Annotated in this window: 13 protein-coding genes; 10 read left to right on the top strand and 3 right to left on the bottom strand. The window is 40.6% G+C overall.

Going from position 1 to position 14,162, the window contains the following annotated elements; genetic code table 11:
* Position 1: 1 nt before the first annotated feature.
* Entirely contained in the window at positions 2–1,825 is a 1,824-nt protein-coding gene (locus tag PQ478_RS11230) for a serine hydrolase domain-containing protein (RefSeq protein WP_289234254.1), read from the top strand.
* A 185-nt stretch (positions 1,826–2,010) separates the two neighbouring features.
* Positions 2,011–3,051: a zinc-binding dehydrogenase gene (locus PQ478_RS11225; protein WP_289234253.1), complete on the top strand. Its 1,041-nt coding sequence runs from the start codon at positions 2,011–2,013 to the stop codon at positions 3,049–3,051.
* 62 nt (positions 3,052–3,113) lie between these two features.
* On the opposite strand, the gene PQ478_RS11220 is transcribed toward PQ478_RS11225, so the two are convergent.
* Positions 3,114–4,028 (bottom strand): sigma factor regulator N-terminal domain-containing protein, encoded by a 915-nt coding sequence (locus PQ478_RS11220; RefSeq protein WP_289234252.1) that lies wholly within the window; start codon positions 4,026–4,028, stop codon positions 3,114–3,116.
* Complete coding sequence (locus tag PQ478_RS11215) at positions 4,028–4,519, bottom strand: RNA polymerase sigma factor (RefSeq protein ID WP_289234251.1); 492 nt, start codon at positions 4,517–4,519, stop codon at positions 4,028–4,030. Before PQ478_RS11215 ends, PQ478_RS11220 begins: the two co-directional genes overlap by 1 nt.
* 230 nt (positions 4,520–4,749) lie before the next feature.
* Here PQ478_RS11215 and PQ478_RS11210 point away from each other — a divergent pair, with 230 nt between their 5' ends.
* From PQ478_RS11210 to PQ478_RS11175, 8 genes are all read left to right on the top strand, one after another.
* Positions 4,750–5,811 carry a DUF4236 domain-containing protein gene (locus PQ478_RS11210; protein WP_289234250.1) on the top strand — a complete coding sequence of 354 codons (1,062 nt, stop codon included), beginning with the start codon at positions 4,750–4,752 and terminating at the stop codon, positions 5,809–5,811.
* Positions 5,812–5,831: 20 nt separating this feature from the next.
* Positions 5,832–9,344: an AAA family ATPase gene (locus PQ478_RS11205; protein WP_289234249.1), complete on the top strand. Its 3,513-nt coding sequence runs from the start codon at positions 5,832–5,834 to the stop codon at positions 9,342–9,344.
* On the top strand, positions 9,341–9,787 hold the full coding sequence (locus PQ478_RS11200; RefSeq protein ID WP_289234248.1) for a hypothetical protein: 447 nt from the start codon (positions 9,341–9,343) through the stop codon (positions 9,785–9,787). Before PQ478_RS11205 ends, PQ478_RS11200 begins: the two co-directional genes overlap by 4 nt.
* The gene (locus PQ478_RS11195) at positions 9,788–10,387 is read left to right on the top strand and encodes a hypothetical protein (protein ID WP_289234247.1); all 600 of its coding nucleotides are present in this window, start codon (positions 9,788–9,790) and stop codon (positions 10,385–10,387) included.
* Positions 10,388–10,832: 445 nt separating this feature from the next.
* Positions 10,833–11,309, top strand: coding sequence for a GNAT family N-acetyltransferase (locus PQ478_RS11190; protein ID WP_289234246.1), 477 nt, complete (start codon positions 10,833–10,835; stop codon positions 11,307–11,309).
* Between the two features lie 172 nt (positions 11,310–11,481).
* A complete protein-coding gene (locus tag PQ478_RS11185) occupies positions 11,482–12,015 on the top strand; it encodes a tetratricopeptide repeat protein (RefSeq protein ID WP_289236972.1) in 534 nt (177 codons plus the stop codon).
* A 49-nt stretch (positions 12,016–12,064) separates the two neighbouring features.
* On the top strand, positions 12,065–12,316 hold the full coding sequence (locus tag PQ478_RS11180; protein WP_289234245.1) for a hypothetical protein: 252 nt from the start codon (positions 12,065–12,067) through the stop codon (positions 12,314–12,316).
* Positions 12,317–12,437: 121 nt separating this feature from the next.
* Positions 12,438–12,617: a hypothetical protein gene (locus PQ478_RS11175; RefSeq protein ID WP_289234244.1), complete on the top strand. Its 180-nt coding sequence runs from the start codon at positions 12,438–12,440 to the stop codon at positions 12,615–12,617.
* A gap of 640 nt (positions 12,618–13,257) precedes the next feature.
* Here the strand turns inward: PQ478_RS11175 and PQ478_RS11170 are convergent.
* Entirely contained in the window at positions 13,258–14,136 is an 879-nt protein-coding gene (locus PQ478_RS11170; protein ID WP_289234243.1) for an AraC family transcriptional regulator, read from the bottom strand.
* Positions 14,137–14,162 lie beyond the last annotated feature (26 nt).

Genomic DNA, 14,162 nt, shown 5'->3' with positions numbered 1-14,162 from the left:
AGTGAATCATCATACCAATCAATTCTCCAAGGTAAGCATCCTTTATCTATTATTCTTAGTTTTATTTACATTCGATTCTCCCTCAACTTTATCTGCAAATGTAGCTGATTCCATAGAAAATAAAGTTGAGGAGTATTTAAAAGAACACGAAAAAGACATCGCTGGATTAGCCACAATGGTGATAGACGAAGATAAACTCATATACAAAATGAAGGGTTACGCCGATATAGAAAATCAAATCCCCGTTACAGAGGATACGGTATTTGAATGGGGATCTGTGTCTAAAATTCTTATTTGGATCAGTGTCATGCAATTAGTCGAGCAAGGACAAATCGATTTAGAAACAGATATAAAAACGTACTTGCCAGATGATTTCCGCACCAAAACCACGTATGAAGAACCAGTCACGATGCGTCACTTAATGCATCATACAGCGGGATTTGATGACAGCTATACAGATTTAATGATTCATCATCCACCTGAAAAGCACACCCTAAAAGAAGTACTTGAAAATGCAGATATAAAGCAGGTATTTCCTCCTGGTGATGTGGTTGCTTATTCTAATTACGGAAGTGGTCTTGCTGCCTATATTGTGGAAGAAGTGAGCGGCCTAGACTACGTTGAATACGTCCAGCAGAAAATTTTCGAACCGCTTCGTATGACAAAAACAGCAATCGACCCAGCACTAGACGATAACGAATGGGTAAGAGAAGCGAGGGAAGAGGTACAGGGATATTCGTCAGCACTGCAGCTTATTGAACCTAATTTTTACTCAATCCCTATGTATCCAGTTGGCAGTGCGACCGGGACAGCTGCAGATTTACAAAGATTAATGCAAGCTTTATTAGCTGAAGATAATACCCCTCTATTTAAAAATAAAGAGACACTTGATCAACTGTTTGAAACAACATTATATTATCCGGGTACCACTATCCCAAGGATCGCAAATGGCTTCTTTTATTTACCATCCAAAAGTCAGCATGTGTATGGTCACGGCGGTAATTCTAAAGCCTTTAGCTCCTCATTTTATGTAGATCGAAACGAACGTACCGGAGTGATCGTGTTAACCAACATTAAAAATGAAAGTACGTTCACAACGGGAATACCTGAACTGATTTTTGGTGAATATGTTCATGTTGAAAATAACGGAAATCTTGAAGAGTCATCTATGTGGAAAGGTGTGTATGAGCCAGCCAGGCTACCTAGCTCTGGATTCAGCAAGGTGTACGGGTTATTTTTAAGAGGGAAAACGACACAAAGTGAATCGAATCATTTAGCTATTAATGGCTTACAATATACCCAGCTAGAACCAGGCATCTACAAAACAGAGGACAGCCCGAGCTTATACAGCTTAGATGTGTATTCAGAGCACCCACAACTGAAAAACGTGTTATCTAATACTTATTCTGATCTCCTTTACGTGCCTTATTATAAACATGTGCTAGAGTGGGGCGGACTCGTTCTCTGTGCAGCAGCTATACTGTTTTCATTCATCTATGTGATAATTGCTGCTATTAGAAGGATATGGACTAAACAACCTCTGCATCGATTACTATTTACTCAAAATCTTTTAAATCTGCTTATATTCACAAACGTTCTTTGGATCGTTTACAAGACAGCATCCATGGTCAGCTATGACTTTCTCAAGCCCTTTTTAACTCTGAACCTAATCTATATCGTGATCGCTCTTATAAATAGTGTATTTTTAACTGTGAAATTAAAAAATCAACGCTTAGATAAACGTGAAAAGCGATTTTGGATCATGACGATTATTTTTACGGTTATTCTATGTGTAAACATGCTGTACTGGGAGTTTTATTTCTAAGCTCCATAATAAGTGAGCGTCAATGCTGCAATGCCAGAGCAGTACTTTTCACGAAGTGCTGTCTTTTTAACGTTTGAAGCTGTTGCTTACTTAAATGTTACATATTTTTTTCATCTTATTCCTTTTGTATATTTAAACGAAAAGTACTACACTCTATACTATCCAACGAAGGGAGGGGAAAAGGTATGAAAGCTGTACAAGTAACAGGGTATGGTGATGTAGATAAATTAGAAATTGTTGAAAGGGCTATTCCTGAACCGAAAGACAATGAAGTGCTCATTAAAATAAAGGCTTGTGCCATAAATAATACAGAAATCTGGATGAGGGAAGGAGCTTACGGAAATGGCTCTAAGTCTGGATGGCGTCCAGAAGGGGTAGAGTTTCCACGCATCCCAGGCTCTGATATTACCGGTACCGTCGTAAAGGCGGGCAGCCTTGTAGATCAATCGATGCTCAATAAAAATGTCGTTCTTTTCCCGTTTAAATCGAGTGGAGAGGAAGGATTCGAACATATTTCAGATGATATGTCCTTTATCGGCTCAGAATTTGATGGGGGATATGCAGAATACGTCGTATGGCCGGCTGAACTATGCTTTGATATGCCGCTTGCCGATTATATCGAAAGTGCCGTTTTTTCAGTTAGCGGGTTGACGGCTTGGCATATGGTTGAACAAATTCAAGCTCACCCCCGCGAGACTGTGATGGTTACAGGCTCAAATGGCGGTGTGGGATCTCTTAATGTGCAAATTGCGGCTAACGTTTTTGGCGCTAAGGTGATTGCAATTGTTGGCGACCTGCGTTTGGAAGCACAATTAAAGGAGCTAGGCGCTACCCATGTATTATCTTATAAATCACCTAATCTTGCTCGAGAAATAATCGAAGTAAATGGCGGACCAATTGATGCCGTGTTAGATGTAGTAGGGGATGCATTATTCCCAACTTCCCTCGAAGTACTGAAAAAAGGCGGGAAGTTCTGTATATCTGGTTCTGCTGGCGGTCAAAAGACAGAACTTGATTTTAGAACACTGTACTTAAAACATATTACGTTTTACGGCTCTGTATTGGGCACTAGAGATGAGTTCAGACGCATGCTTCAAGCTATATCTGCGGGCAAAATCAAACCCGTCATTGATTGCACGTTCCCTCTAGAACAAGCTAGAGAAGCTCAAGCCTATTTTAAAAAAGCAGGAAAGCTAGGAAAGGTAGTCTTGCTTCCTGAAGAATAACCATAAGAATAAAAGCCTAATTCCTCTCTTTAGTAGCAGGGATTAGGCTTCTTTTAATAGTCTTACTTCTCCGGCGTAATATAAGGAACCATCTCCGCAGTCACTCCAACAGATGCACCACGGATGAAATCTTCACCAACTAACGCTTCAAAATTCTCTGTCTGACCCGTCAGCATTACACCCAGCACCTCAACTTCATCAATGGATTTATCGCCGTTTTCACTCAGAAACTCTTGAATGGCGTCATTATAGCCTCTGTCATCATACTCTTTTAGTGTCTCAACAAAATAGGCATAGGTATCATCATCAGGCGAGGAACCAGGAGCAAATCCGTAAACAGGCATCCCAGCCGGACCCATGCTTTCATCTCGAATTTCAGAGGTCATATACAACCAAACGATGTTTAAGTTGTCAGGAATACGTCCTTGAACCTCTGCAAATGTGTAGGGGCGGTCAAACGAAATAGCCACTTCAGCCACGTAATTCTCCATTTCTGCAACAGCTGCTAATTGATTTTGCACCCCATCATGGTAGTCTTCGATTAATGGATGATAAAAGGTTGCCACTTTCTGTTTTGTTTGCTTATCATACTCGTAAAATCCTGTATCAGAACTGTAAGATCCGGGTATTAGTTCATTAAAATCAATTTCCGTTTGGATCCAGCCATACGAGCTAGTTAGAGTACTCCAAGGAACAACATAGCCATTAATATTCTTCGAGCGATTTGTGACAATATTTCCGCCGAACATCGACCGGTTGCTCGTCACTCGTGAATCCATATGCACGTTCGGCTGAGAAATCGCATGGTGCATCACTAATGCATCGTGGAGTCTCATCGTACTTTTTGCCGCAAAATAATTTCCCGTTCTATAAAAGACAGGCAGTAAAAGCATGACGACAAGGATAGAAATCATCGTAATTTTTAGGAGTTGCTTTCGCTTTGCTTTTTTTAAGGCTTTTTTTAGTGAGTGATCCATCAGCGTTTTCCTCCGGTCTTTGAGTGAATAAATTTTCTTGCGCGGTACAACTTTTGTTTTACTGTATCTGTCTTCACACCTAACATGTCAGCGATTTCTTCATAAGAAAAATCATAATAATACTTCAGCAAAAAAATTTCTTTGTATTCTTTTTTGACCTCTTTTAAAAGGTAGAAGATCTCATCCTTATTCAAGACCGCGTCAAATTCACGGTCTGCATGCGCAAGCTTCGTATAAATCTCATTATTCAAATAAATGGTTTGTTTCTCTTTTTTACGCATCAAGTCAATATGTTCATTCAAAGCGACCCGAAAAAACCAAGGACGCAAATTGCCTTCTGTTAAATCATCAAGCAGCGTATACACTTTATAAAACGTATTTTGAATAATATCTTCTGCATCTTCCTTCACAGCACCTCTCACCAATAACAACCGAAACACTTCCTCTCCCAATTGGATAAGATAGGAGGCGAGCACATCTTCTTTTTTCATTTCTTTATCCTCCCAACACTTATACAACGAATCAGCATTTCAAAATGTATACAGTAAAACCAATTTTATATGAAAAGTAATCTTGGATGGAGACAAATTTAAAGGCCTTGGCATTTTCTTCAATAATTGTAATCAATGAATCTCAATAAAGAGATCTATGCTAAAATTAAGAGACAATAAAAATGTACATAAATAGTGGATATTTCTATTGAAAGGGGAGCAGCATTGCAATGGCCTTCAGATTTCGGCGAAGTAAGAAAATCGCTCCAGGCGTAAGAATAAATGTCAGCAAAAAATCAATTGGATTAAGTGTAGGAGGAAAGGGGTTTAGACATTCTATCAACACGAGCGGAAGACGGACAACGACTGCTGGAATACCAGGGACCGGCATGTCCTACTCTAAGTCTCATTCCTCTCGGAAAGGAAGGAAAACGAACTCAAGCCAGGCTTTGAGCAAGAACGCAACGGATCAATCTAATGAAACCTCTCAGCTTGTAGAAGAATACGAACAACACATAAAAGCATTACAACACCTCCATTTACGAGTATCAGAACCGATCAATTGGAAGGAAAAAGCAAGTGAAGCACCGCCATTTTCAATAGGTGAAATGGGGCCACACGAGACGGATGCACGAAGAGATGTCGAACAATATAAGCCGTCCTTTTTCTCGCGACTATTAAAAAAGGAAGCAAAGGAACGTGCCGGGTTAGAGGAAAAGGTGGATCAAGCCGTCTTAGAGGACAAAGGGAATTATGCCTCATGGCTTAACCGTGTAAATAAAGCACAAACACTTGCTTCGGGCGGTGTAGAAATGTATCAGGAGCTGCTCGCTGAAACAGATCTTTTCATTGCTGCAAATGAATATGGTGCCGTAGTTGAGCTTGTGCCGATTGATAGAAGTGAAGTACTGTTGAAGGTGCTAGTAAACGATGATGTGATCCCCGATGAGACATTTAGTTTAACGAAGACAGGAAAGCTTTCAAGAAAAGCACAGACGAAAACTAATTACTATCATTTATATCAGCAATTCATTTGCTCTCTTCTTTTAAAAGCAGCGCGCGACTGCCTGCATGCATTGCCAGATGTCACGACGGTTCATTGTCATGTAGAGGAGAGGCGCATTGATCCAACTGATGGTCATCATAAGGATATTAGATTAATAGAAGTGACATTTACCCGTGCTCTAATGGCGTCTAAGCGGTTTGAACATATTGATGCCCAAGCTGCAGTAGCTGGGTATGATCCGGCATGGAAGTTCTTAAAAACGAAGGGATTCCAGCCGATCCGTTAAAACAGGTTAAGGAGATAAGAATGATGTGGAAAAAGTGGTCGCGGATCATCTTACCAGAATTACAGTTATTAGATTTTAAACGTAACACTAAAGAGAACAAGGCACATATGAGAGTGCCGGGAACACATACAACTCATACACCAAATGGTCTTGAAGCAATGAAGCCATCCCCGACTCCCCATAACAGGGAGTCGAACCGTCCTGTTGCAACGACTAAGCCAGTCAAAGAGAAGTCCTCGAGAAAGCGGCTTTATAAAGAAGAGATTGATCAGTTATTCCATTTAGTTGAGACGTCTGTTGGCCAGCGTGTGTATGGTCAAAAGGAATATCTGAAAGAGCTCGTCCTATGGTTTAAGAAGCAATACTTACTTGAGGGAAGTCTTGACGGTAAAGCTCAAGTGATCTCTGTGACAGGGCCGATCGGAACAGGGAAAACAGAAGGATTGACAGAAGTCGTAAAGACGCTTCATCACCATAAACTGCTTACCAACCAACAAGTCATTACACTCGATGTGAGTCTCTACAGTGAAAAAGATATACATTCTAATTTCGTCAAAGATTTCTCAAGTGCCTTCTCCTACGGGGGCTCAACGATCGTGTTTAAAGGGATCAAAAGTGCACATACACAGGTTCTAACTAACTTAGAGCAATTAGTGAAAAATGGCTATTTTAGAACAGAAGCAGGCGTCATGATTGATGCTGCGAATCATAGACTCGTCTTTATTACTGAAAAAGAAAGAGATCTGCCAGAAGCCATCCGCTCACAGATCCAAGATCAGCTGCATACAAAGCCGTTAGAGCTCGAGCATCTCATAAAAATAGCGTCTCACATGCTGCAACGAGCTCAATCACAAGCAGCCGAGCTTACAAATAAACAGATTACCTATGATGATGCGGTTGCTGAATTATTAGCAGAGCTATCTCTGAACACAGAAGAAAACGGACGGGTATTAAAAAAGTGGATCAGCATTCAGCTTGTTGAAAGTCTCGTCGCAGCTCGTGCCCGCGGTCAATTAAATGATCAAGCACATTTAATCACTGCTGATCATGCCATTTATATTGAAGGTCAGGCACACCCGCTTCTCACTTTAGAAAAAGCAGAAGCAGAGTCTGTAGAGCAAGCTTTTAACGAACTCGAAAGCTTGATCGGATTAGCTGAAGTGAAAACCTTTGTGCATGAATTAACGAAAACAGTTGAACTGCAGTTGAAACGAAAAGAGATGGGATTATCAACGACTCCGCTGACGCTTCATATGATTTTTTCCGGCAATCCTGGTACGGGTAAAACAACGGTTGCTAGACTCATTTCCTCCATATTAAAAGGACTTGGCATTCTATCAAAAGGGCAGTTGGTTGAGGTCGCTCGCCAGGATTTAGTCGGTGAATATGTCGGTCACACCGGACCAAAAACGATGAGCAAAATCCAAGAAGCTCTAGGCGGGGTGCTGTTCATTGATGAGGCGTACGCTCTTTCAAGAAATCAGCATGACAGCTTTGGACAGGAAGCCATCGATACTCTTGTAAAAGGGATGGAAGATCACCGCGAGGATTTAGTTGTCATCTTAGCTGGCTACACGCAGGAAATGGAGGGCTTTCTTAAAACAAACCCTGGTCTGCGGTCTCGCTTCCCGTTTCAAGTTGAGTTCTCAGATTACCGTGCTGACGAACTTTATACGATGCTTGAGTTAATGGCGCAAAAGCGTGACTACCACCTTGATCAAGAGTCGAAGAAACCTTTAATTGAACTTTTTGAACGAAAACAGATACCAGGCCGTAATGACAGCGGCAACGGACGCCTTGTTCGTAACGTATTAGAAGAAGCCATCCGCAAGCAATCGGTGCGAGTGAACGAAGAAGCCGAGGCTGACTATCAACTGTTAACAGTTGAAGACTTTGGCATCATGGAAACTCAAAGATTTGACCTTGAAGAAGAGCTCTCAGCTTACGTCGGCTTAGACTCTGTCAAAAACGTTATCCGTACGCTTGAGAAACAGCTTCTTGCAAATAAACGCAGAAAAGAAGCGGGACATACGATCCGTACAGAGCAAGTATTGAATATGGTGTTCTCCGGAAATCCAGGTACAGGAAAAACAACGATCGCCAGAACCCTCTCTCAGATGATGAAAGAGCTCGGGGTGTTGAAAAAAGGACATTTAGTGGAAGTGGGACGAAGCGAGCTCGTTTCAGGCTATGCCGGTCAAACGGCAGAAAAAACGAAGAGTGTAGTCGAGTCAGCCCTTGGCGGTGTGCTGTTTATTGATGAGGCGTATGCGTTAGTCGATGGTCACGGAGGCTACGGGGAAGAAGCAATTAATGAGATTGTCCGGCTGATGGAAATTCATAAAGATAATCTCATCGTCATTTTAGCAGGCTACGAAGACGATATGAAAAAATTACTCGACACCAATGCGGGCTTATATTCCCGCTTTCCGCTGCATATTCACTTCCCGGATTACACAGCGACGGAGCTTGTACAAATGCTCCATATCCTGACAAAGCACCGTGGGTTTCTGCTGTCTCACGAGCTTGATACAGAACTTGAATCAGCATTTAGAAGGAAGCAAGCAGCCGATCGTGAAGCGGCTGGAAATGGGCGGATGGTTCGAAATGAATTAGAAGCAGCAATTAGAAGACAGTCAGTGCGCATTGCTGAAATAGATTCAAATGAACCTGAAGCACTGATCGAGCTGCAAGCAGAAGATTTCGACATCCACGTGGAAACAGAAAACAAGGATCAGGCCAAAGAGCAGTTAAATGACATTATCGGCTTGCAAAATGTGAAAACCTTTATGGAAAATCTTTTTGCTCAAGTCGCAATGAACGAAAGACGTAAGGCATTGAATCTGCCTGAGATCAGCGGGCAAAGCCTGCATATGTCATTTACCGGTAACCCAGGAACAGGGAAGACGACCATCGCTCGCATAGCGGCTAAACGCCTGCATGAACTCGGTGTGATCGCAACAGACCGCTTAATCGAAACCGACCGCAGCGGACTCGTAGCTGGATATGTCGGACAGACGGCCTTAAAAACAAAACAAATCATCGATGAGGCAAGAGGCGGTGTCTTATTTATTGACGAAGCCTACAGCCTGGCTGGTGATCAATTTGGACAAGAAGCGATTGATACGATCGTAAAAGCAATGGAAGATTTAAAAGGAGAGCTCGTTGTCATTGTTGCCGGCTATGAAAAAGAAATGACAGAATTCTGGGAGTCAAATTCCGGTTTGCGATCACGTTTCCCACATCAAATTGCCTTTCCTGACTATTCAACAGATGAGCTCGTGAAAATTTCCAACGTGATGTTCACGCACAAAGGCTACAAAATAGAGGCCGGTGCTCTTGATGCGATTCGTGAGCAATGTGAAATGGAAACAGCAAAGGCTTCCCGCGGCAACGGGCGATTTGTCCGTAGTTTAATGGAAGCGACCATCCGCAAGCATTCCGTCAGGCTGATGAATGTGCCTGATGCAGAGCTTGAAGAATTAATTACGATCACAAAAGAAGATGTCGCAAGAAGGGAGGAGATCGCATGATGCGCTTAGTACGTGTCGGCGGAAGGCTGGTCTTTTATCCGTTTTTCTTCTTTATTGCTGTAAGTATTCTCATTGGTCCGTTTTTGGCCATTGATGATATACGGACGATGCTGCAATACGGAACACCAACCGGGTCTGTCTATCTGTTCATGATCGGTCTGTGCAGCTTCTTCCTCTATTTATCCATCCGAATAGAGACCTTAAGCTGGATTTATACAAAGTGGCCGATTCTCTGGCCAATCTTGCAAATGGGGCTATTTATGCTAATTGGCCTTGGGCTTGGAGCGACCTTTTTGAATAGTTGGGCAGAGCATAATTTCCCTTCAAAAGGCTTTGCGATCTTCCTTGCAATTATGAGCTTCATCGGAGTAAGAGTGCTGATGTCATGGTGGTTTCACCGTCACCCAGCCTCATCTCCGTTTGCAAACAGGAGGACGATGTAGATGAACAAGCGACCATATATGCATAACGAAAAGAACCAAGACCGAGCGAGCCAAGTGAAAAACTTGATTAATGAAGAGCGGGAGGGATCTAGTCAGAAAAGAGAGCTGACCCCATCCGCCAAACTGGCACGAACAGCAATCGGACTTTTGGCGTTGATCCTTACAATCTCAGGCATGGCATTCTCCACAGGAACGATGTCTGATGAAGCAGCAGCCGATGAAATCGCAAACCGTACATCGACTGAAATGGAATCAGGCTTTGTTCTAGAAGATGCAAGCCAAGTAGCCTTAGACTCGCAGGATTTTGCAGTCGGCAACTTTGACGGGGGCACGGCGCGTATGCTGATCTGGGACTTCACCGGTGACAGCGAGGACCGAGTTCAGATCATGGTAGACGGACAAATCATCCGTGAAAGCCATACGCTCACATCAAATGCCGCAGCATACAGCGTCCCTGTCCCAAGTGTTGTGACGATCCAAGGGCTAGAAGGCCAGGCAACATATGCCGTTAAATTTCCAGAGCGGAAATACACGATTTTCAATGCCGTCGCACCAGGCGGGGCTAATGCGTATACGTTGACGCCGAGCGTGTTGCCTTAGGGGAGGAGGAGCGCAGTGCCAGGGCATGCAACCGGCGCAATTATAGTGAAAATTAATACAATTCAGCGCTAAACCGACGCATATCCGCTCGCAACTGACGCAATTCAAAGAGAGTGACGCAATTGTGCGGTCAACCGAAGCAAATAAGCCGAAAAGCCGCGCAATTAACTTTTGAAGCCACGCAATAAGTGGGTGAAAAGATACAATTATAAGCTACACAAAAGGAGAGAACTGCATAACTCAGTTCTCTCTTTAAATTTATCTACTATAAAAAATACTTTTTTAAATTCAGATACATCATGTATAATTAGTTGGTAGATTATGTATATAGTTATTTTCTGAAAGGATAAGTTAATTCATCTCCTAACAATCCCGACTTGGTATGTTATTCAATTGATTTTTATACGAATACAAGAGTTTAATTCCCATTAAAGGAGGAATAAGTTTGCATCAAACAAACGAGCTTGAATTAAAACTGATATCAGATAAAGGAATGGAAGGATTTTATTCTTTTCACCTGCCGAAAGATCAAGAAATGTATACTTCGCTACCAGATAATTATAAAGAAGTAAAAGAGGGTCAATATCGGATAGGAATATATTATAAAGGAGAGCCGGTTGGTTTCTTCTTGCTCCATTCAACTGATAGAGTTAAAGAATATACTTCTAATCCACTAAGTATGTTGCTTACTGCTTTTTCAATTACTGAAGACAAACAAGGAAAAGGATACGCAAAACAAGCAATGCTATTACTAAAGACATTTATTAGTGAAGAATTCCCCTATTATAATGAAGTAGTATTAGCTGTAAATCACAAAAATCTTGCAGCACAGAGCTTGTACAAAAAAGCAGGCTTTTACGACACAGGCTCACGAAAAATTGGACCCATAGGCGAACAATACATCTTGCAATTAAAGCTATGAAGAATATTAATAAGTTTAAGCTAAATAAGGGGTATTAAGCATGGAGGCATAGAATCGTTTAGAATCATGGTGAAGCAATCGTACTGATGATGAAAAGCTAAATCAATACTTTTCCTGACCTATCTATTTAAGAATGATCAGATATGTCTTGAAGAGAATCTTAGTGAAATGGATTGAGGATGTTAATTTCATAGAAAGGCAGGTGGTTCTACTGCAACCAGTAGAGAGAGAAATAAAGAAGGCTATCTCATATAGGCAAAACCACGAGTATAATGAGTCAAACAAGCTCCTTTTAGAACTTGTACGTCAACACCCAGACCATGCAATAACAAATTATCAATGTGCTTGGAGCTATGACATATTGGGAGAAGAGTCACTAGCTGTTCCGTATTATAAAAAAGCCATTTCACTTGGATTACCTGAAAAGGAACTTCAAGGAGCATATCTTGGACTTGGTAGTACTTACCGAACATTAGGATTATACGGTTTGTCTAAAGAAACATTTTGTAATGGTATATCTAATTTTCCTCATAATAAAGCACTTCAAACTTTTTATGCCATGACTTTATATAATTTAAATGAACATAACAAAGCAATGGATCTATTGCTAAACTGCTTAGTGAAGACAACCTCAGATCCAGAAATTAAATTGTACCAAAAAGCAATCGAATTCTATTCTGATAAACTTGATCAAGTGTGGAAATAGAGTACTAACGAATTCATACATAAACCATCCTAAAAAAGGGGAGTTACATTTGAACGAAACAAAAGGTTTTCTATTAGGCTCCGTATTCATCTTATCAGGAACACTACTGCTTGGACTTATGCATTTAGCCATAGCGTTGCATGTACCACACGTTATGAGTTGGGGTAGTCAAGTTGGGAAGTTTTTCATCGTTATGAATGAGATTATGGGTTGGTTTCCCTATTTATTAGGTCTCATTTTACTAACTCGTGGGCTGGTATTAGTATGGACTGCATATTCTACACAAAAGCCTTCTGACTAACAACCGAGAATACCGAAAGAGAGGTCAGCTATGGACAAAGGCAAACTATAGGACATTATTTAATTTGAAGAAGACAAGACTAGAAGTAGACTAATTATTACATATGAATGGAGAGATAGAAGTGTCAGAACAGACTAATAAAGAGATATTAATAGAGCTTAAGAAATTAAACGAAAAAATTGATCGATTAGAAAACCCTACATATGTACCGCCAATGAAGTTTATCTTAAACTGTATCTTAATCTTTTTTACCGTTTTAGCAGCAACAACTTTATTGTACCTTATTCCTATGTTTTTTTAGGGCTGTCTAAACCAATTTACTAGAGAAATTATAGAATCCCATTAAGAATGCATACAATATGAGTAATAATTAGTAAAGCGTTTCATTAAGTTAACGAAACGGCTTTACTTGAGTTACCAGAACTGTCGAATAGATGTATCAAGCGGTTTTTTATTCAACTATACAAAGAAGGTGAAAGGTGGATCCTCAAATCTACTAATTTAATATGATTTTATCAATTGCAATTATCATCTTAGTTATCACATTTCTTAACAAAAAAGGGATATCAGTAGGGGGATATAAGAGAAATTATCACTTAAAATTTTTTATAGGAATAGTGCTTTTAGGGATCACCTTACAAATTAACGAGTTATTTATTGAATACGAGTATTTATTTAAAGATACGGTTGAACCTATAATTGGGATCGTTTTAGTCTATATAACTATGGCAATTATTAATAGAAATGGGCTTTTAGACAACCTAAAGATTAATGATTTTGCTGGGGGGTTATTTCTGGTTGGCGGAGTTACCTTTTTATTCTTTATAATGCTTTTTCAAACTATCTAATTCCGATTTCTTCATAATACTAAAAACATTGAATATATCTCTGCCACTTCAAAAGACGATGCCATAATCGGACATCGTCTTAGTTTGTATTAGTTATAATGCAGTCTTCTTCTTTACAGCAATCCAAATTTCACTGTACACATTATCTAGATCTGAATAGTCTTCTACAAACGATAGTTCAGGGGCATCAACTAACTCATAGTTGGAGCTTGGAAGCCATTCAGATGCAATTTTAGCCCATGTGTCCTGCATCGTTTTAGGAAAACGGCCTTTAGAAGAAAAGATTGCCCAAGTATTGCTCGCCACTTCTAGAAGTTCAAGGTCGTCGTAAGGGCCTTCTTTCGTTGTTGGGACACCAATCATGTGTTCTAAGTAACCTTTCTCTTCCGAACGGCCTTCATCAAATTTATAGGACGAGTTCATTACCTGATACGGATCCATATTTTTCAATTCATTCATTTTTTCGTACTGTTTATTCGTAATACTTTCTGCGAGCTTTTCAATTTCTTTGTTAACTCCCTCAAACTGAATCGGGACTCTCTTTTTAACCCCTGCTATTTTAAAGGCATTCTTATTCACTATTTTGTATTCCATCTTTATTCCTCCTTGAATGGTTAATTGGAAGGACAGCTTGGGAAAAGCTTGCAATTTGTACGATTCATGCTTCTTCACTTCAGAGGGAGTAAATCCAGCCCACTCTTTGAACGCTCGTGTAAATCCATCAACCGAATCGTAACCATATTTAAATGCCGTCTCAGTGACGGAAACATTCTCACGTAATAACTCAGCCATTGCCATAGAGAGCCTTCTATTTCGAATGTAGGTACCCAAGGTCATCCCTGACAAATAAGAAAACATTCGCCGAAAGTGGTAGATGGAAGTCCCTGTGATTTTCTCAAGTTCTTGTGGTTCGAGCTCGTCATTTAAACGGTTTTCGATATAATCAATTGCATCATTCATACGTTTTAGCATGTGAATCCCTCCTGTCATCTATAAGA

The organism is Alkalihalophilus pseudofirmus (assembly GCF_029094545.1).
Lineage (GTDB): Bacteria > Bacillota > Bacilli > Bacillales > Bacillaceae_D > Alkalihalophilus > Alkalihalophilus pseudofirmus.
This window is presented reverse-complemented; position numbering and strand designations above follow the sequence as displayed.

Bases quoted from the DNA above. Each gene is read 5' to 3' on its own strand.
- PQ478_RS11225 (WP_289234253.1), top strand. From the start codon at position 2,011: ATGAAAGCTGTACAAGTAACAGGGTATGGTGATGTAGATAAATTAGAA.
- PQ478_RS11220 (WP_289234252.1), bottom strand. From the start codon at position 4,028: ATGGATCACTCACTAAAAAAAGCCTTAAAAAAAGCAAAGCGAAAGCAA.
- PQ478_RS11215 (WP_289234251.1), bottom strand. From the start codon at position 4,519: ATGAAAAAAGAAGATGTGCTCGCCTCCTATCTTATCCAATTGGGAGAG.
- PQ478_RS11210 (WP_289234250.1), top strand. From the start codon at position 4,750: ATGGCCTTCAGATTTCGGCGAAGTAAGAAAATCGCTCCAGGCGTAAGA.
- PQ478_RS11205 (WP_289234249.1), top strand. From the start codon at position 5,832: ATGATGTGGAAAAAGTGGTCGCGGATCATCTTACCAGAATTACAGTTA.
- PQ478_RS11200 (WP_289234248.1), top strand. From the start codon at position 9,341: ATGATGCGCTTAGTACGTGTCGGCGGAAGGCTGGTCTTTTATCCGTTT.
- PQ478_RS11195 (WP_289234247.1), top strand. From the start codon at position 9,788: ATGAACAAGCGACCATATATGCATAACGAAAAGAACCAAGACCGAGCG.
- PQ478_RS11170 (WP_289234243.1), bottom strand. From the start codon at position 14,136: ATGCTAAAACGTATGAATGATGCAATTGATTATATCGAAAACCGTTTA.